General features: G+C 40.5%; 21 protein-coding genes and 1 riboswitch. Of the genes, 10 read left to right on the forward strand and 11 right to left on the reverse strand.

The genetic code is table 11. The annotated features are described in order from the left end of the window. Positions 1-32: 32 nt before the first annotated feature. Positions 33-836, reverse strand: coding sequence for an alpha/beta hydrolase (locus AA980_RS25350; protein ID WP_024030567.1), 804 nt, complete (start codon positions 834-836; stop codon positions 33-35). A 177-nt stretch (positions 837-1,013) separates the two neighbouring features. On the opposite strand from AA980_RS25350, the gene AA980_RS25355 reads away from it, so the two are divergent. Then, a complete protein-coding gene (locus tag AA980_RS25355; protein WP_024030568.1) occupies positions 1,014-1,526 on the forward strand; it encodes a gamma carbonic anhydrase in 513 nt (170 codons plus the stop codon). 263 nt (positions 1,527-1,789) lie between these two features. Here AA980_RS25355 and asnB read toward each other — a convergent pair whose 3' ends face one another. Together asnB and metK are read right to left on the reverse strand one after the other, a co-directional pair. Further along, the gene (asnB, locus tag AA980_RS25360; protein WP_024030148.1) at positions 1,790-3,694 is read right to left on the reverse strand and encodes an asparagine synthase (glutamine-hydrolyzing); all 1,905 of its coding nucleotides are present in this window, start codon (positions 3,692-3,694) and stop codon (positions 1,790-1,792) included. A gap of 413 nt (positions 3,695-4,107) precedes the next feature. Then, a complete protein-coding gene (gene metK, locus AA980_RS25365) occupies positions 4,108-5,307 on the reverse strand; it encodes a methionine adenosyltransferase (protein ID WP_024030147.1) in 1,200 nt (399 codons plus the stop codon). A gap of 203 nt (positions 5,308-5,510) precedes the next feature. Then, positions 5,511-5,647: riboswitch (SAM riboswitch) on the reverse strand. A gap of 261 nt (positions 5,648-5,908) precedes the next feature. Between metK and pckA the strand changes: the two genes are divergently transcribed. Further along, a complete protein-coding gene (gene pckA / locus AA980_RS25370; protein WP_024030146.1) occupies positions 5,909-7,495 on the forward strand; it encodes a phosphoenolpyruvate carboxykinase (ATP) in 1,587 nt (528 codons plus the stop codon). A gap of 145 nt (positions 7,496-7,640) precedes the next feature. Here pckA and AA980_RS25375 read toward each other — a convergent pair whose 3' ends face one another. Further along, positions 7,641-7,883, reverse strand: coding sequence for a DUF2584 domain-containing protein (locus AA980_RS25375; RefSeq protein ID WP_024030145.1), 243 nt, complete (start codon positions 7,881-7,883; stop codon positions 7,641-7,643). Between the two features lie 38 nt (positions 7,884-7,921). Beyond that, complete coding sequence (locus AA980_RS25380) at positions 7,922-8,707, reverse strand: alpha/beta hydrolase family protein (RefSeq protein WP_024030144.1); 786 nt, start codon at positions 8,705-8,707, stop codon at positions 7,922-7,924. A gap of 113 nt (positions 8,708-8,820) precedes the next feature. On the opposite strand from AA980_RS25380, the gene AA980_RS25385 reads away from it, so the two are divergent. Genes AA980_RS25385 through AA980_RS25395 form a run of 3 tightly spaced genes read left to right on the forward strand, consistent with a single transcriptional unit; the run spans position 8,821 to position 11,423 of the window. Further along, on the forward strand, positions 8,821-9,837 hold the full coding sequence (locus AA980_RS25385; RefSeq protein WP_024030143.1) for an ABC transporter substrate-binding protein: 1,017 nt from the start codon (positions 8,821-8,823) through the stop codon (positions 9,835-9,837). Between the two features lie 22 nt (positions 9,838-9,859). Further along, the gene (locus AA980_RS25390) at positions 9,860-10,636 is read left to right on the forward strand and encodes an ABC transporter ATP-binding protein (protein WP_024030142.1); all 777 of its coding nucleotides are present in this window, start codon (positions 9,860-9,862) and stop codon (positions 10,634-10,636) included. Further along, the gene (locus tag AA980_RS25395; RefSeq protein ID WP_024030141.1) at positions 10,617-11,423 is read left to right on the forward strand and encodes an ABC transporter permease; all 807 of its coding nucleotides are present in this window, start codon (positions 10,617-10,619) and stop codon (positions 11,421-11,423) included. Before AA980_RS25390 ends, AA980_RS25395 begins: the two co-directional genes overlap by 20 nt. A gap of 21 nt (positions 11,424-11,444) precedes the next feature. Here AA980_RS25395 and ytkD read toward each other — a convergent pair whose 3' ends face one another. Then, entirely contained in the window at positions 11,445-11,924 is a 480-nt protein-coding gene (ytkD, locus tag AA980_RS25400; protein ID WP_024030140.1) for an RNA deprotection pyrophosphohydrolase, read from the reverse strand. A gap of 87 nt (positions 11,925-12,011) precedes the next feature. Continuing rightward, on the reverse strand, positions 12,012-12,335 hold the full coding sequence (locus tag AA980_RS25405) for a hypothetical protein (protein ID WP_024030139.1): 324 nt from the start codon (positions 12,333-12,335) through the stop codon (positions 12,012-12,014). Between the two features lie 213 nt (positions 12,336-12,548). On the opposite strand from AA980_RS25405, the gene AA980_RS25410 reads away from it, so the two are divergent. After that, entirely contained in the window at positions 12,549-12,806 is a 258-nt protein-coding gene (locus AA980_RS25410; protein WP_024030138.1) for a DUF6154 family protein, read from the forward strand. A gap of 111 nt (positions 12,807-12,917) precedes the next feature. Further along, on the forward strand, positions 12,918-13,091 hold the full coding sequence (gene ytzI, locus AA980_RS26710) for a YtzI protein (protein WP_024030137.1): 174 nt from the start codon (positions 12,918-12,920) through the stop codon (positions 13,089-13,091). Between the two features lie 40 nt (positions 13,092-13,131). On the opposite strand, the gene AA980_RS25415 is transcribed toward ytzI, so the two are convergent. Further along, complete coding sequence (locus AA980_RS25415) at positions 13,132-13,605, reverse strand: S-ribosylhomocysteine lyase (protein ID WP_024030136.1); 474 nt, start codon at positions 13,603-13,605, stop codon at positions 13,132-13,134. Between the two features lie 141 nt (positions 13,606-13,746). Here AA980_RS25415 and yidD point away from each other — a divergent pair, with 141 nt between their 5' ends. Continuing rightward, positions 13,747-13,992 carry a membrane protein insertion efficiency factor YidD gene (yidD, locus tag AA980_RS25420; protein WP_034724778.1) on the forward strand — a complete coding sequence of 82 codons (246 nt, stop codon included), beginning with the start codon at positions 13,747-13,749 and terminating at the stop codon, positions 13,990-13,992. On the opposite strand, the gene AA980_RS25425 is transcribed toward yidD, so the two are convergent. Continuing rightward, entirely contained in the window at positions 13,967-14,539 is a 573-nt protein-coding gene (locus AA980_RS25425) for a beta-class carbonic anhydrase (RefSeq protein WP_024030134.1), read from the reverse strand. The genes yidD and AA980_RS25425 overlap by 26 nt on opposite strands. Before the next feature lie 193 nt (positions 14,540-14,732). On the opposite strand from AA980_RS25425, the gene AA980_RS25430 reads away from it, so the two are divergent. Further along, positions 14,733-15,680: a metal ABC transporter solute-binding protein, Zn/Mn family gene (locus AA980_RS25430; RefSeq protein ID WP_024030133.1), complete on the forward strand. Its 948-nt coding sequence runs from the start codon at positions 14,733-14,735 to the stop codon at positions 15,678-15,680. A gap of 122 nt (positions 15,681-15,802) precedes the next feature. After that, positions 15,803-15,961: a DUF1540 domain-containing protein gene (locus tag AA980_RS26715; RefSeq protein WP_024030132.1), complete on the forward strand. Its 159-nt coding sequence runs from the start codon at positions 15,803-15,805 to the stop codon at positions 15,959-15,961. Between the two features lie 232 nt (positions 15,962-16,193). On the opposite strand, the gene menC is transcribed toward AA980_RS26715, so the two are convergent. Both menC and AA980_RS25440 read right to left on the reverse strand, forming a co-directional pair. Continuing rightward, positions 16,194-17,300 (reverse strand): o-succinylbenzoate synthase, encoded by a 1,107-nt coding sequence (gene menC, locus AA980_RS25435; RefSeq protein ID WP_024027854.1) that lies wholly within the window; start codon positions 17,298-17,300, stop codon positions 16,194-16,196. Then, positions 17,297-18,778: an o-succinylbenzoate--CoA ligase gene (locus AA980_RS25440; protein ID WP_024027853.1), complete on the reverse strand. Its 1,482-nt coding sequence runs from the start codon at positions 18,776-18,778 to the stop codon at positions 17,297-17,299. Before AA980_RS25440 ends, menC begins: the two co-directional genes overlap by 4 nt. Positions 18,779-18,832: the final 54 nt, after the last annotated feature.

Raw genomic sequence — 18,832 nt, forward strand, 5'->3', positions numbered from 1 at the left:
CATACGCCGCTAAACAGTCGCTTACGCTTTTCCTAAACGATATATCCAATTGCTTTTAATTGACTCAAAACAAAATCTTTTGCGTATTCAAAGACCTCTTCGCGCTCCGGTTCATTAAAAATTTCATGGTAGCATTTCGGCCATTCCTTAAATCTCTTTTCAGATAATGGCACATGATTAAACCATTCCCTAACGGTCGTTTTATTGACGATTTTGTCATCTCCGCCCTGCATGACCAGCATGGGGATATCTTGTGTTTTTCCGAGTTCAAGGAACGCTTGCTTCATCGCTGCAGCAAGTTCACGATACCATCTAACAGATATCTTTGTCACGTAAAGCGTATCATTCGAATCCGCTTCTCTTACGTCTTCATTTCTAGTCGCCATTTGGACAGTCAATCCTGAATTCATTCGAAGTGAAGGAAAAACCAAATTCAACACATGGGATAGCGCATCTAAGAATTTAGAAGGGGAATGGACCAGTCCTAAACACGGGGAAGATAGAATCACCCCTGCGACATTTAACCTCTCTTCCTGAAGTAAGCGAATCGAGATTAATCCGCCCATACTGTGTCCAAGTAAAAAGACAGGCAAGTCATAACGGTAGGCAGCTTGGACCCAATCCTTTACCTCATAGATATATTCATCGAAGGAATCGATATGGCCGCGGTTGGCTCTGGTTGTCATCCCTTGCCCTGGAAGGTCAGCCATAATGACATGAAAGCCTGATAAACGCCACATTTCAATCAGCCAGCCATATCGGCCATGGTGTTCCATTGCGCCATGAACAATGACGATTACTCCCTTCGCTTCCCCTTCAGCTTCCCACTTCCACATTTTTATTTCCCCCTAGAAAAGTTATATTTCATTTTACCATAGATGAACGATGGACCTGCAAAATCAGACACACCGATCATAATGGACAAATTGGCTTCATTTAAAAAGTTAAACCTTTTGAAAAGTACCTATCGTTTTCGCTACAATAGAACTATCACTCATAAAGGAGCGAAACGAATGATTTATCCGTTTAAAGATAAATATCCTTTAATTGCCGAGACTGCTTTTATTGCCGATTATGTAACGATTACCGGTGATGTTGAAATCGGTGAAGAATCCAGTGTTTGGTTTAACACCTCAATTAGAGGTGACGTCGCACCTACTAAGATAGGTAACAAAGTCAATATTCAAGACAACTCTATCTTACACCAAAGTCCCAATAACCCGCTAATTTTAGAGGATGAGGTTACCATTGGCCATCAGGTCATTCTCCATAGCTGTATCATTCGAAAAGGAGCATTAATCGGAATGGGGTCAATTATCCTTGACCAAGCAGAAATTGGCGAAGGTGCGTTTATTGGTGCCGGCAGTCTGGTTCCCCAAGGGAAAAAAATCCCTCCTAATTGCTTAGCATTCGGCAGACCAGCAAAAGTTATTAGAGAATTAACAGCGGAAGACAAAAAAGACATGAAACGCATCTATACAGAATATGCCGAGAAGGCACAATATTATAAGTCATTGCAATCATAAAATAAGAAAAGCGCAAGCGCCCTGTTCAGCGGCGTATGGCCTGGAGCACTCCAACTGAGATAAAGGAAACACGGTGAACTTCGTTTACCGATATTGACTTATCGTAGGGCGGAGTGCGAAGGACACTAGCCGCTAGGGCGTTGGAGCTAGACAATTCTCAAAGTCAAAAATTTATACATTCTTATCTTTAAATAAATGGGGACAGGTTCCGCGTCCCCATCTCAAAACAAAAGCACCCATCTCATCATATGGGTGCTTTCATATTAGTGTTTCATTGTTTGTAATTCTTTTTGCAACGCAAAATCACGTTGAAAAGAATAAACATTTTCCACATATACTTGATGCCAAACCATAAACATTAATACCGTCCAAATTTTCCGGCTGTTATCAGCTTTGCCTTGGCAATGGTCTTCAAGCAGTCTTAAAACGTAGGATTTATTAATTAAATGATCCGTGTTACTTTCACGGATTATTTTTTTCGCCCATTCGTTCATTTCCGCCTTTAGCCAGTGGCGAATCGGCACGGGGAAGCCAAGCTTTTTACGGTCAAGCACATGTGCCGGCACAATCCCTTCAGCCGCTTTTCGTAAAATATATTTGGTCGTGCCATTTGCTGTTTTCAAGCTGGTCGGTATTTTCGATGCCACCTCAAACATGGCTTTATCAAGGAATGGAACTCGAAGCTCCAATGAATGTGCCATTGTAACTCTATCTGCCTTAAGTAAAATGTCGCCGCGCATCCATGTATGAATATCAATATATTGCATACGATCAACAGGATCATACCCTTTTGATTCCTGGTAAAGCGGCTTAGTAATATCTAAATAGTTTAAACCTTCACGGTAGACGCTCAAAAGATCACGTTTTTCTTCTTCCGTAAACATCTTCGCATTTCCGATATATCGCTCTTCCATCGGTGTTACACCGCGTTCTATGAAACTTTTGCCCTTTGTTCCTTCTGGCATCATGTTCGCAATCCCTTTTAATAGAACTTTTCCTACCCTTGGGATTTTATTGAACACTTCTAAATCTTGGGGCTCACGGTAAATATTGTAGCCGCCGAATAATTCATCGGCACCTTCACCAGACAGCACCACGGTTACATGTTTACGCGCTTCACGTGCAACAAAGTAAAGCGGCACACACGCCGGGTCGGCAAGCGGGTCATCCATATGCCACATGATTTTTGGAATTTCATTCATATATTCTTGCGGTGTAATCACATAGCTGATGTTTTCCACACCCAGCTTTTCTGCCGTCTCTTTGGCCACATCAATTTCACTGAAGCCATTATGTTCAAAGCCGACCGAGAACGTTTTGATTGCCGGATGAAACTCTTTCGCAATCGACGCGATGATCGAAGAGTCAATTCCGCCTGAAAGAAAGGAACCAACTGGAACATCACTGCGCATGTGCATTTTAACCGAGTCGAATAGAACATCTTTAATTTCTTTGATAAAATCAGATTCTGATTTTTGAATCGGCTTAAATTGCGCTTTCCAATATCGTTTAATTTCCATAGGTCCGCCAATTTTTTTTGTAAAATAGTGACCTGGCTCTAATTTTTTTATTCCCTCAGACAAAGTGTTTGGTTCAGGAACAAATTGATAGGTTAAATAGTGCTGCAGCGAATCATAGTCCAAAACGTCATTTTCAAGGGCGAGCAAGATACTTTTCTTCTCTGATGCAAACAACGTTCTTTCCCCGTCCTGCATATAGAAAAATGGTTTGATTCCAAACGGATCACGCGCACCGTAAAGGGTTTGCTCCTCTTTATCCCAAATAACAAAGGCAAACATCCCGCGCAGCTTTTCAACTGCTTTTTCCTTCAAGTGGCTATATAAGGCGATAATAACCTCCGTATCTGAGCTAGTCGCAAACGATAAACCTTCTTTAAGTAATTCCTCGCGAAGCTCCACGTAGTTATACACTTCACCATTGAAAATAATCCAATAACGCTCATTTTCGTACGTAAGCGGCTGATGTCCGCTCTCAATGTCGATAATACTTAACCGGCGGAATCCAAATTGAATATGGTCATCATAAAAGAAGCCATCATCATCCGGTCCGCGATGTGTAATAATATCGTTCATATGTTTAAACTGTTGTCTTTGTTGATCACTATAATTCTGTGTTTTGTCGTGTACACAACCGATAAAACCACACATTATGTACCTCACCTACTCCATTTCAAAATAAAACATTACCTAAAAAAACATCTATCTAATACTACCATTATTTTTTAGAAAAATGCACTGAAAACATTAGGAAATTTACTGTACCTTCATTTTTTACTTCTATAGTCCTACTTAAACATTTTATTCATTTTTAAAGACAACTACACTATTTGTTAGACGAAAAATAGGAAAGGGAGTTACATCTAAACGTATAACTTATTTTCATTAATAATTCACCGCGTTATTTTGTTTAATATTTTCAGTATACGATCTTCAACAGGCCCAATTGCAGGGACAATCAATAAAATTAGTATTTGAATTCTAACAAAATAAAAAATTGTCGAGAAAAATACCCTTTCTCGACAATCTGAGGAGTTACATATGAAATGTAACTCCCTAATTTATTATAGATTCGCTTCTTGACGTAACGTATCCGCTTTATCAGTAAGCTCCCATGGAAGCTCAACATCGGTACGGCCAAAATGACCGTATGCTGCTGTTTGTTGATAAATTGGACGGCGAAGGTCGAGCATTTTAATGATTCCTGCTGGGCGAAGGTCAAAGTTTTTGCTTACTAAATCAACTAAAACCTCTTCGCTTACTTTTCCAGTACCAAACGTATCAATTGAAATCGAAACTGGTCGTGCGACACCAATGGCATATGCAAGTTGAACTTCTACTTTGTCAGCAAGGCCTGCAGCAACGATGTTTTTCGCTACGTAACGAGCTGCATAAGCTGCAGAACGGTCAACCTTTGTTGGATCTTTACCAGAGAAGGCACCGCCGCCATGGCGAGCATAGCCGCCATACGTATCAACAATGATTTTACGGCCAGTTAAGCCAGCATCCCCTTGTGGTCCGCCGATAACAAAACGGCCTGTCGGGTTAATGAAATATTTTGTATTTTCATCGATTAGTTCTTTTGGAACAACCGGGTTGATAACGTATTCTTTCAGGTTGCGCTGAATTTGCTCTAATGTGACTTCCGGATTATGTTGAGTTGAGATAACAATCGTGTCAATGCGCACCGGTTGGTCATTTTCATCATACTCAACGGTTACTTGTGTTTTTCCATCCGGACGAAGGTATTCAAGAACTTTATCTTTACGCACCTCTGTTAATTTACGAGCAAGCTTGTGTGCTAGCGAAATCGGAAGTGGCATAAGCTCTTTCGTTTCATTACAAGCAAAACCAAACATTAACCCTTGGTCACCTGCTCCGATTGCTTCGATTTCTTCATCTGACATTAGGCCTTCACGTGCTTCAAGGGCCTGGTCAACACCCATGGCAATGTCAGGACTCTGTTCACCGATTGAGGTTAATACAGCACAAGTCTCAGAGTCAAAGCCATATTTCGCACGATCGTAACCAATACCTTTAATGGTTTCGCGAACAATCTTTGGAATATCTACATAAGTAGACGTAGTGATTTCACCAGCAACAAGAACCAATCCAGTTGTCACTGAAGTTTCAGCTGCAACACGAGCATTAGCATCCTTTGCTAAAATAGCATCCAAAATGGAATCAGAAATTTGGTCACAGATCTTATCTGGATGACCTTCAGTTACTGATTCAGAAGTGAACAAACGACGTTTTGTTGACATCTGAATTCCTCCTATATTATAAGATCATCGAGGTTTTATGAAGGTTACAGGAATACTTCTTGGACCTCGTGAATTGATACGGTACTCCCAGCCTTAGTATTAAATAAACAAAGGGTTTTTATTAGGGACTCTTTTCATAAAAGGACTTATACAAAACAAAAAACCTTACCACTACCTGAGGAAAGGTTGTTCCGGGCCTTTCACTCTTATCGTTCAAGGCAGCAGCCTTGCGTCAGATTAGCACCTTTGCACTTGAAAACGACCTGTCAGCGGCCAACTTTTCATATTGCAGGTTGCTGGGTTTCATTGGGCCTGTCCCTCCACCAGCTCGGGATAAGAGAGTATCCGTTCAAATTAGAATAATACGCTAAAATATCGAGCAATGTCAATGAATTTTTAAAGAAACTTCCGGCAAAAACTTTAGTAAAGACACCGTTATTTTTTCAATCATATGCAATAATTAACAGATTGTTATAACTAATTTAAAATAAATCGAATAATGTATAAAATACAATTGATTTCGTTTAATAGTATAGACTATTAACGCGAATATGTTATACTATTAAATACAAAAACCCTGAATAAAGGTAGGTTCCATTAAATGAATTCTGTAAAAATTCCTAATGAGTTAACGCAGCTGCTAAAGGAAAATCATGTCCAGGTACAATTATCCGTTCCCCAATTAGTCGAGAAAATTTTATGCCGTAATGAAGGGACATTAACCGCCACAGGTGCAGTTCGTGTTTCTACCGGCAAATATACAGGCCGTTCGCCTCACGATAAATTTATTGTGATGGATGAGTCTTCGAAGGATAAAATTGACTGGGGTCCTTCCAACCAGCCGATTACCGAAGACGCTTTCACTGGTCTTTATCAAAAGGTTCTTGATTACTTAAAACAACAACCTGAACTTTTTGTTTTTAAAGGCTTTGCAGGCGCCGATAAAAAATCCCGCCTGCCCATTCAAGTCGTAAATGAATATGCTTGGCATAATTTATTCGTTCATCAATTGTTCATACGCCCATCCGAGGATGAATTGCTGACCCACGATGCCGGATTTACTGTTATTTCGGCTCCAAATTTCAAAGCAGATCCCGCTGTAGATGGCACAAACTCAGAAACGTTTATTATCATCTCGTTTGAGCGCAGGATTGTGTTAATCGGTGGGACTGAATATGCCGGTGAAATGAAGAAATCGATTTTTTCCGTGATGAATTATTTGCTGCCAGAGAACAATGTTTTTTCCATGCACTGTTCGGCGAATGTCGGGCTTGAAGGAGATGTAGCTCTATTCTTTGGTTTATCCGGAACAGGAAAAACCACCCTATCAGCTGACCCTAACCGCCGTTTGATTGGAGATGATGAACATGGCTGGTCATCAAATGGCGTGTTCAACATTGAGGGCGGCTGTTATGCAAAATGCATCAATCTTACCCGTGAAAAAGAACCGCAGATTTTCGATGCGATTCGCTTTGGTACCGTCCTTGAAAATGTAGTCATGAATCAAGAATCGCGAATCCCTGATTATGACGATGGAACATTAACCGAGAACACAAGGGCAGCCTATCCAATTGATGCGATTGATAATATTATTCTGCCGAGTATTGCTGGCCATCCAAATACAATCGTCTTTTTAACTGCCGATGCCTTTGGCGTGTTGCCGCCAATCGCCAAGTTAACAAAAGAACAGGCTATGTATCATTTCCTTAGCGGCTATACATCCAAGCTAGCAGGGACTGAACGTGGTGTGACATCACCTGAAGCCACCTTCTCAACTTGCTTCGGAGCACCGTTCCTACCGCTTCCTGCGACTCGTTATGCAGAAATGCTTGGTGAAAAAATCCTTGAGCATAATGCGAATGTGTTTTTGGTGAATACAGGCTGGACGGGCGGCCAATATGGCGTCGGCAACCGGATGAAGCTTTCCTACACAAGAGCGATGGTTCAAGCAGCCCTTGAAGGCGAACTAAACCATGTTGAAACAGTTAAAGATGAATTCTTCGGCTTAAATATTCCGCTTCATATTGCCGGTGTTCCTGATGAGGTCCTCCAGCCAAATAAAACATGGACAGACCCAAGAGCCTATGAAAAGAAGGCGAAAGAATTAGCTGCGAAATTCCGTGAAAACTTTAAGAAATTTACCGCTGTGTCTGCTGAAATTGAAGTAAAAGGCGGACCGATTGCTTAATGCCGAAAAAGCCCATATCAATTGGATATGGGCTTTCTTAATTCAAAAGATTTCGATTGAATTAACAAGCCAAACCGATATTTGTCACACTTCTTAAAGTGAAAATCCCCTTTATTTTCAAAAAAAGCAGGTTCAAAGCCCCTGCTTAATTCGTTGAATTTAATGAAATTAGTTGATAGGTTAGTGTCGTGCTGCTATTCTGCCACTCGACTTTTTTAATTAGTGCCGTACCACTAGAATCACTATCCATCGTTTTTCTAACCTCAATCGGAATTTCAATTGGATAAAGCCTGTATCCTGCTTTTTCCAAGACAAAGAGGTTTTCCTCTACTCTTTTCTCTCTTCCCTTAGTGACAATCATCGTATTGAGTTCAAGAGGCATACCCATAAAAAATCCGCTCCTCTGCTTATATTAACTCTATATTATCATCTTTTGTGTTGACTTTTCATCCACTTTGCTAAATCTTCAACGACTTTTCGATTTACAGCAGGTGGAAAATAATGCGTAAACTCTGCAAAATACCAACATTCGACCGATTTGTCCAATGCCCTTAGTCTTCTTTCCAGCCGATAGGCATGCTCGACGGATACATTTCCGTCGTGAGCGCCATGAATAATTAATACTGGAGCTGCTAGTTTTTCCAGCTCATATAGTGGAGTTCTGTCGTGATATCTCTCCGGATACTTGTCAGGCGTTCCACCGATTACCCTTTTCATCATTCTTCGTAAATCTTTCCGTTCCCTATAGGTTAGACTCATGTCGCTAACACCGCCCCAGGTGACAATCGATGCTGCTTCGGGAAATTGAATCCCTGTTAAGAGTGCCATCACACCACCGCGTGAAAATCCAAAGACATGAATATCGCGAACTTTTGGTAATGACTTTAATAGTATAAAGGCAGCAAACGCATCTTCTCTGTCCTCTCCGGCAAAATCCTCATTCCCTTCGCCGCCTTGATTGCCGCGATAATACGGAGCAAATACAATAAACCCTTCTGAGGCAAACTGAGCAATCCGTGCCGGCCGTACTTTTCCGACATTTTTAATCCCTCCTCTTAAATAAAGAAAGCCGTCGGATACTTCTTCATCTTTAGGTTCTGCGAGCAGTCCCTTCACTTTCAATCCATTAGAAATATAGGTGATTTCCATCAATTCCACCTTGGGATTAGGGGAAGGAAACCGGTTAATAGCCACAATTTTTCCATCGTTCATCTTGTATCGATCCTTTGTTAAAAATTTTGTGGAACTGGGCATTCACACATTTATTTTTGCTTCATACGATAATCTTAGTTAATCAGCCCAGATTTAAGGAGGTTCATATTTTTATGAAAAAATCAGTAAAGTTCAGTTTTTCCTTCCTTCTAATTGCTATTCTGATGTTTTCTTTAGCTGCTTGCAACAGTAATGACGATGCAAAAACAAAGAAATTGGAAAAAGTTCGGATTGCTGAAGTCACCCGCTCGATTTTTTATGCCCCGCAATATGTTGCTCTTTCAAAAGGATTTTTTAAAGAGGAAGGTTTAGACGTTACACTGACAACAACTCCCGGCGGCGACAAAACAATGACCGCATTGATTTCAGGAGGGGCAGATGTTGCCCTCGTTGGTTCAGAAACTTCAATTTATGTATACGCTCAGGGCGCGAACGATCCTGTTATCAATTTTGCTCAACTGACGCAAACAGACGGCACTTTTCTCGTTGCCCGGGATAAAATCGACAATTTTTCCTGGGATTTATTAAAGGGCAAAACCTTCCTTGGCCAGCGCAAAGGCGGGATGCCGCAAATGGTAGGTGAATTCGTATTAAAGAAGCATGGTATTGACCCGCATCAAGATTTAACTCTAATCCAAAATATTGACTTTGCCAACATCGCCAATGCTTTTGCCTCGGGCACAGGTGAGTTCGTACAATTATTCGAACCAACTGCAAGCATTTTTGAAAAAGAAGGAAAAGGACACATTGTCGCTTCCTTTGGTAAAGAGTCCGGCCATGTTCCTTATACTTGCTTTATGGCAAAAGAAAGCTTTATAAAGAAAAACAATGCAACGATTGAAAAATTCACTAGAGCTGTTTACAAGGCGCAACAGTGGGTCGAATCTCACAGCGCAGAAGAAATTGCCAAAGCAGTTGAATCCTATTTCCCGGATACAGACCCTCAAATTATGAAAACCGTTGTTGAGCGCTATAAGAGTCAAGGCTCGTTTGCAACGGACCCCATTTTAGATGAAGAAGAATGGACCAACTTGAAAAATATTATGAATGAAGCGGGCGAGCTGCCGAAGGATGTCGATTATAAAACGCTCGTCAATACCGAGTTTGCCGAAAAAGTCATGAAAAAATAAACCGAAAGGGAGGCCGTTTAGCATGAGCTTCTTAACAGTTCAAGATATTCACCATACTTACTTTACGAAAGACACCGCCGCCACGGCCCTCTCCAATATATCACTTAAGGTTGAGGAAGGGGAATTTGTCTCCATCCTCGGCCCAAGTGGCTGTGGAAAGACGACCCTGCTTTCCATCATCTCAAGTCTGCTAAAACCGACCACTGGAACTGTTCTATTGGAAAACAAACCGATTTCCACTGCCAAAAATGACATAGGCTATATGCTGCAGCAGGATTATTTGTTCCCTTGGAAAACGATTGAGGAAAACATTTTATTAGGTCTGAAGCTGTCAAAGCAATTAAATGAAAAAACAAAATCAGCGGCACTCGGGCTATTAAAGCAAATTGGCTTGACCGGTGTGGAGAGACAGCTGCCAAAGCAGTTATCAGGCGGGATGAGGCAACGTGTCGCGTTGGTACGGACACTAGCTACAGAGCCAAAATTGCTGATGCTCGATGAGCCCTTTTCCGCGCTCGATTATCAAACAAAGCTAAAGCTAGAGGATCTAGTGTCAAATATATTAACTGAATTCGGCAAAACCGCAATTCTCGTTACCCATGATATCGGGGAAGCCATTGCCATGAGCGATCGTGTCTTTTTGCTTTCACCTAGTCCGGGGAGAATTTATAAAACCTTTACCATCCCGGAAGAATTGAGGAAGATTTCTCCGTTTAAAGCAAGGAATCACGAAGCATACCCAAGCATCTTTCAAACAATATGGAAGGAGTTGGAGTCCCTTGAATCAGCAGAAGAATAGAGTAGAACTCCTCCATAAAAATTACATCCATTCGTTAAAAATTGAGCGATGGCGGGTGCGATTTTATCAAGCCGTCATTTTTATCGTCTTTTTCTCCAGTTGGGAACTATCAAGTCAAAAGCAATGGATTGACCCGCTAATTTTCAGTTCGCCGTCTAAAATCTGGCATTTATTTTTGAATAAAATACAAGACGGGTCGTTACTGACACATACCGGTGTAACAATGACCGAAACAATTGTTGGTTTTATTCTTGGTACCTTACTTGGCACCATTTTAGCAGCTGTTCTCTGGTGGTCGCCCCTGCTTCAAAAAATCCTTGACCCTTACCTGGTTATCCTTAATGCCATGCCCAAGGTAGCGCTTGGTCCGATATTAATTGTCGCGCTTTCTCCCGGGTACCCTTCAATCATAGCCATGGGGGCAATTATCTCGATTATCATTACCACCATCGTTGTTTATACCTCATTTAAAGAGGTTGATCCCAATTATGTAAAAGTGCTCCGAACGTTTGGGGCCTCGCGCTTTCAATGCTTTAAGGAAGCGATTTTACCAGCAAGTTTTCCAACAATTATCTCAACCTTAAAGGTGAATGTCGGTTTGTCATGGGTAGGTGTCATCGTTGGAGAATTCCTTGTATCATCCCGCGGTCTTGGGTACATGATTATTTATGGCTTTCAAGTTTTTAACTTTACCCTCGTGTTCTTATCACTTTTAGTAATTGCTGTTATCGCTACGATTATGTACCAGCTCGTGGAACTTCTTGAAAAAAAACTAATCAAAGAATAGCGGTATAGCGCGAGCTTCCTGCTATTCTTTTTCCTTTTGCAGCATTTGAATGCGGGCAATACATTCCTCAACGACCTGATCCTTCATGATAAAGCTGTATTCTTCCCCGAACCGCAATTGTAAAATATCGCCGTTGATGGTAACTGGGCCATTTGTTTCGTAGTAATTGCTTGTTTCTTCTACCCTTTGTACCTTTCCCCAAAAAACAGACTTTACAAAGGGGCACTTTTCGTCTTGAACTCTGTACTGCGCCAAAAAGTTCAAATCAGCAAGAATAGCTCCGGTCTCTTCATAGGCCTCTCGTCTTGCGGCCTCCTCAAGGGTCTCGCCAGCTTCCCTTTTGCCGCCGGGAAATTCAAGTCCCCTTTGTTTATGATTGGTTAAAAGCCATCCTTCTCCAAATTGGCAAATAACCAAAACATGTTTTGCTTCCTCTTGGAATGTGACTTGCGCAAATGACAGTTCCACCTTGTTTCCGTTATCATCAAAAAACTGTAACATTTCAAAACCTGCCTCATATTTTTAATGCTCTAATTATAAACGAAAAAAAGGAAAACCCATAAATAATTTAGATTTTCCTTCTAGTCGTTAATCTCCATAAGGCAATATATTCATACTTTCAATATGGCTTTTTGCTTCATCATCACCAAGCTTATGGAGCATGCCATACACCTGCTGAATCGTACTGTCGTATGCATCGTTTGAACGGTCATGGTGATATTCAAGATAAGGTATGTGTGCTCTGAAAAAGTTTTTCCACTCAGTCGAATAGTTTTGATTAAACAAATTACGAAGCTCGATAATTTCTTCATCAGTTGCTTGTATTTTATAGCTCCAAGTCGAACCTGTGGCACTTTGGAATATTCCCCCCGTTCCAACATCTATATAATAGGTTTTCTTCTGCTCTGTCATTATGTCATCCCCTTTTCTTTTTATTAATCCACAAACAGATAAAATTTATTCTTTTTCAAAATTCGACTCATTTTTTAGAAATGAATACGCTATAATAAACATACGATCAAGAAAACAGATTTTTCAGTCAATTATAATTATAAAATGGAGGGATTAATTTATCTTTTTATGGGAATGGAATAAGTATGAGTGAAAATTGAGGAGGTGCTGAAATTGAAATTAGTCGATGAATTATATGAAATGTACCGGAACAAGCTTACCGGCGATGAAGAGGATATTGATATGCTTGCCTTTGCCTTCTTAGAAGAGATGTCGCAAGCAGACCTGATTGCCTTAATTCAAGAAATGGATAAACAGGAACTTTATGACTTAATGGGTTTATACCTAATTGAAAGCTTAAAGGGGAAATTCGCCAAAGAAGAGTACGGACAACAACGCACGAATACTTACTATCCTAGAAACATTCATTGATTTTACATACCAAAATAAGAGGAGGCTGAAAACAGCTTCCTTTTTTATGCCTTTTGTACTTAATATATGAGTTTTTCATGTTACAATGTAGTGTAAAGGGGGCACTAGAAAATGTTCTATACGATATTAGTAGTTAGTATTATTATTGTCATTGTCGTTTTGCTTCTCGCGGTTATTACCACTTCAAAAGCCTATACGTATAAACATACTGTTGATCCATTAGAAAATAACCCATATGTCGACCTAGAGTTGACAGAACAAGAACAAGAACAAAAGAAGGCGTAAAAAAATTCCTATTCTTAGCGAATAGGAATTTTTTATATTATTAGGCGAATACTTGTTTTAAATCGTCTTTGCTTTGCTCAAGCCAGAAACGCATTAATCGTTTCGCACCTTCTAAATCATGGAGCTTTGCTTGGCCGCATTGGCGCTCATTTGCCGCTGGAATTTCGGTAATTTCAACTGCATCCTTCATTGTATCCTCAAGAAGATCAATAATTTCCTCCACAGTCGGCTCACCGCTGACTACTAGGTAATACCCAGTCTGGCAGCCCATCGGCGAGATATCAATAATGTCGAAGTGGTCATACTTCTCGGAATGGTTGCGCAGATTAAAGGCAAGCAGGTGCTCTAAAGTATGAATCACATCAGGCTTCATTGCCTGTTTATTTGGCTGGCAAAAACGGATATCATATTTATTAACAACGCCGTCACTTCCTACCTTATGGACACCGCAATGTCTTACATAAGGGGCTTTCACAGCATTATGATCTAAATCAAAGCTTTCAACTGAAGGCATGAATATCACTCCTTTTATCATCTATTCCCTATCATACTATAAATTCCGAGTTTTTTCATCCACATAATCAAATTTAAAAATTTAGCCGAAAAATTTTTTTTGTGTTATCGTGTAAGTAATCAGTATGAAGGAGATCATTCAATGTTGAAAAAAGTCTTTCTTTCCATTATTCGTTTTTATCAGGTCGTCATTTCACCCTTAAAACCACCAACATGCCGATTTTATCCAACTTGTTCGCATTATGGTTTAGAAGCAGTTCAGCGCTTTGGTGCTTTAAAGGGCGGCTGGCTTACCATTAAAAGGATAGCAAAATGCCATCCTTTTCATCCAGGCGGCTTAGACCCGGTTCCAGAGAAAAAACCTACGCCTGATAACCATCAACAATGAGATCAAGCTTTCCTGTTTTAGGGTCAATGACCAATCCATGTACTGGAACACCATTCGGCATTAACGGATGATGTTTAATAATATTAACGCTATGCTCTACACTCTCTGTCACATTATCAAATCCATGAAGCCACTGTTTAATGTCGATACCTGAATAATCTAGTGTATCAATCGTTTCTTCGGAAATTCCTCGTTCTTTCATACTCTCAATCACGGGTTCTGCTTTTAAGCCGCTCATTCCACAATCATAATGAGCAATAACTAAAACTTCCTCTGCCTTCAATTGATAAATTGCAATCAAAATACTCCGCATGATACTTCCAAAAGGGTGTGAGACAAGCGCTCCAGCATTTTTAATCAGCTTGGCATCACCATTTCCCAGGTTTAAGGCCTTCGGCAATAATTCCAATAATCGTGTATCCATACAAGTAAGGATAACCATCCGCTTATTAGGAAATTTCGTTGTTTCATACTTCTCATATTCACGATTTTCTACGAAATTTTTATTATGCTCGAGAATTTCATTCAAAATAGTTGAGTTGTTCATTTAAATTCCACCTTTCTTTTTCAGCATACATAAAAGACCATGTTTATTTCAAATTTTATACTTGCATTTTGGCGATATTTTTTGTAAGATACATAAGGAAATCGGAATCGTTCCGTATTATATTTTATATTTTTTTAAAATTTTTCGGCATTAAATCGTAATAATATCGATTTAACAACATGAAGGAGCCTTTATGAAAAAAATTATTCTTATTCTTTCTATTTTTTTACCATTGAGTCTGATATTATCCGCCTGTTCAAATAAAAAAGACCAGACACAAACAAAGAAGGACCAGTTAACGATCTATACCACAGTCTTCCCTCTTCAGTACTTTACAGAACGGATTGGCGGTAAATATGTCGACGTAAAAACAATCTACCCTCCAGGTGCCGATGAACATACCTTTGAACCATCCCAAAAAGATATGATGAACTTGGCAGATTCAGACTTATTTTTCTACATTGGGCTTGGACTTGAAGGCTTTGTGGAAAAAGCAAAAGGAACGTTGAAAAACGAAAATGTTACCTTAGTACCTGCTGCCGATAAGCTTCAGTTACCAAAAGATGTTCATGCCGATGAAGAAGATGAAGATGGGCATGATGACCACCACCACGGGGATGTAAACCCGCATGTATGGCTTGATCCACTTTATTCAAAGGAAATGGCTGCAGTTATTCGTGATCAATTAGTTAAAAAAATGCCGCAAAACAAAGAAATTTTCACTGAAAATTATCAAAAGCTTGCCTTAGAATTAGATGATTTAAACAAGCAGTATGAGCAAACCATAACGAATGCAAAGCATAAAAAAATTATTGTCACCCATGCAGCGTTTGGCTATTGGGAACATCGTTATGGAATTGAACAAATCAGTATTTCAGGACTTTCGACGACAAATGAACCGACACAAAAGGAACTAGAAAAAATTATTTCTGTCGCCGATCATGAGGGCTTACATTATATTCTTTTCGAACAAAATGTGCAATCTAAACTTGGCAAGGTTGTTCAAAAAGAAATTGGTGCAAAAGCATTGCCGATTCATAATCTCGCTGTTTTATCCAGAGATGACATTAAAAATAAAGAAACGTATTTTTCCTTAATGAGTAAAAATCTTGAGACCTTAAATACAGCATTAAATAATTAAACTAGAAAGATTTTGGTCTCTTTGCCAATTCTCACATCTACTTCCTTACGTTTTCTAGCATGCTGTTATCGACATCAGCAAATGCTATCACTGTATTGCAGAAAATTTAAGGAGTGATACGAATGGCACAAGATGTTTTATGTGAAGTGAATAACTGTACGTTTTGGGCAAAAGGCAATAAATGCAGTGCCGATAAAATCTACGTTGTCAGCCATACCGGTGAAACGGCTGATTCGACTAAAGAAACTGACTGTAAAACGTTTGAAGCAAGTGATCTATAATGATTGAAGAACCAGGCATCTTTTTCGCCTGGTTCTTTTTTAGGCTGTGTTAAAAGTGAATGTTGATATCCGTTCCAGGCGCTTCGCTTTCCGCGGGGCGGGCGGTGAGCCTCCTCGGCGCTAAAGCGCCTGCGGGGTCTCACCTGTCCCGCTGCTCCCGCAGGAGTCTCGCGCCTTCCACTCCAATCAACATTGTGCTCAAAATCAACAATATGCTTTAACACAGCTTTTTTTAAAAAACAAATGTTTTCTTGGATAATAGGATTTCTTGAAGTTTTTTTTCATTTATTTCAAACCCGATACCAGGAGCCTTTGGTACGGTAATATAGCCATTTTCAATGGTTACTTCTGGGGAGATGATGTCTTCTTCCCAAAACCGGCTGGATGCGGATATATCACCTGGAATGGTGAATCCAGGTAGTGTAGCGAGAGCAATATTATGTGCACGGGAAATGCCAAATTCAATCATCCCGCCGCACCAGACCGGAATTCCCCTTTCAAAGCAATAATCATGTATTCGTTTGGCTTCATACAGCCCGCCTACCCGACCTACTTTAATATTAATCATCTTACAGCTCCCGAATTCAATTGCTTTTCTAGCATCATCAAAGCTGACGATGCTTTCATCCAAGCAAATTGGAGTGCGGATTTCCTTTTGCAGCACAGCGTGTTCGATAATATCGTCATGTGCCAGCGGCTGCTCAATCATCATCAAGTTAAATTCATCAAGAGCCTTTAATCGGTCAATATCTTTTAATGTATAGGCTGAATTGGCATCTGCCATAAGCGGCAAGTCCGGATAATGGCGTCGAATTTCTGCAAGAAAAGAGTAATCCTGATTTGGATTCATTTTCACTTTGATCCGCTGATACCCCTCATCGAGATATTGTTCAATTTGCCCTAGTGCCTTTGCTGTTGAATCGGTTGCAACAACTACGCCGGAAGCAATGATTTCGCGTGTGCCGCCAATCATTTTAGAAAGAGGCTCTGAGTGGCTCTTCGCATCCAAATCCCAAAGGGCCGTTTCTAATGCAGCCTTTGCCATATTGTTTCTCCTAATCGAACTGAAAAGATTGGAAGCCTCCTCTGGACGATTTATTGGATGTTTTTGCAACAAGGGAATCAAAATATCCTTTAACATATGTAAACTAGTTTCCACCGTTTCTTCGGTATACCATGGCGTAGAAAAGGCCACACCTTCGCCAAATCCTGAAATGCCATCATTGTTGGTTACCTTTACAATAATGCCCACACGGTCTTTCACAGCGCCTAAATGCGTTAGAAATGGGGACTTTAAGGGCATTTGAATGACAGAAATTTCAACTGAGGCTATCTTCATTTATCAGCCACCCACTCCCGGAGTTGTCTTCGCAGCAGTTTTTTTGCCGCATTTCTAGGAAGCATTTCAATAAAGTAAAATGCTTTCGGCACCTTGTACTTTGCAAGCTTTTCTAGACAAAATTGTTGAAGCTCATCCTCGGAAACCGTATTGTTTTTTACGATAAAGGCAATCGGCACTTGCCCCCACTTCGCATCAGCAATACCCGTCACCCCTGCATCGGCAACTGCAGGATGGGCTAACAGCGTTGCTTCGATTTCTGCTGGGTAGATGTTTTCTCCACCGGAAATGATTAAATCAGAACGGCGGTCGAGGACATACAAGAACCCTTCCTCATCTACATAGCCAATATCTCCAGTAGAAAACCAGCCAGCATGGAACTTTTCTTCCGTTGCTTCCTGACGATTTAAATAACCTGGTGTAACATTTGGTCCTTTTACGATGATTTCACCAGCTTCACTGGCTTTTGCCGGTAAGCCGTTTTCATCGACAATTTTAAGCTGTGCCGGGAACAAAGGTTTTCCAGCTGACCCCAGCTTTGTTAGGCTGTATTCGGGAGATAGTGTTACGATTTGTGAGGAGGATTCCGTCATTCCATACGATTGAAAGACAGGAATATCTTTCTTCACACATGCTTGTAATAATGGTAATGGTGCGGGGCCACCTCCTAATAGCATACAGCGGAAATGCTCTGGAAGCCGCCTGTCTTCAAGCTTTTCAACTATCCGTGAAAGCATTGTTCCAACCACTGACATGATTGTAACCTTTTTCCTGGAAATATCCGCAATCGTCCGTTCCACATCAAAGCGTTCATGGAGGACAAATGGCATGCCATAGATAACACTGCGCATGAGAATCGAGAACCCGCTAATGTGGAAAAGCGGAACGGAACAAAGCCAGCAATCGCTTTTGGTATAGCCTAAATTTAGCGCTGAGCCGACCGAGCTCCACCAGTGGTTGCCATATGTTTGCATGACACCTTTTGGATTTCCGGTCGTGCCTGATGTATACATGATGGTACAGATTTGCGAAAGGCAAATCTCGTCTTTAATAGCAGGCATTGCTGCTTCCATTTGAAAGAGTCGCTCTTTCGTTATGGTTTTCAAGCTGGCGGTTTGTTGGTTAATTTCTTGTTCGATTTCAGCAAAAGAATCTTCAAGGATCAGGGATGCTACTTTCGAATCATTCAATTGCCAAACTAATTCTGCTGGGGATAAACGATTGTTCAAGATGACCGCTTTGACCCCTAATAGCTGGAGGGCAAACAAAATTACCACGGTATCAAGATGGTTTTTCAATAATACGCCAACAAACTGGTCTTGTTGTACACCAAAGGCCTGGATCTGGCCTGCTGTTTCATGAGTGCGATCATAAAGTTCCTTAAATGTTAATGTTTGTTCCTTAAAGTAAACAGCTGTTCTTTCAGGGGTAAGAAAAGCTCTATTCTTTAAAAAATTCGGCATTGTTTCGTTTTGCATTTTGGCACCTTCCCTTTTATAGAAAAACAGCCTGATGGATACCATCAAGCTGTT

The sequence above is a fragment of the Neobacillus vireti genome (assembly GCF_001026695.1).
In the GTDB taxonomy this organism is placed as follows: domain Bacteria; phylum Bacillota; class Bacilli; order Bacillales; family Cytobacillaceae; genus Neobacillus; species Neobacillus vireti.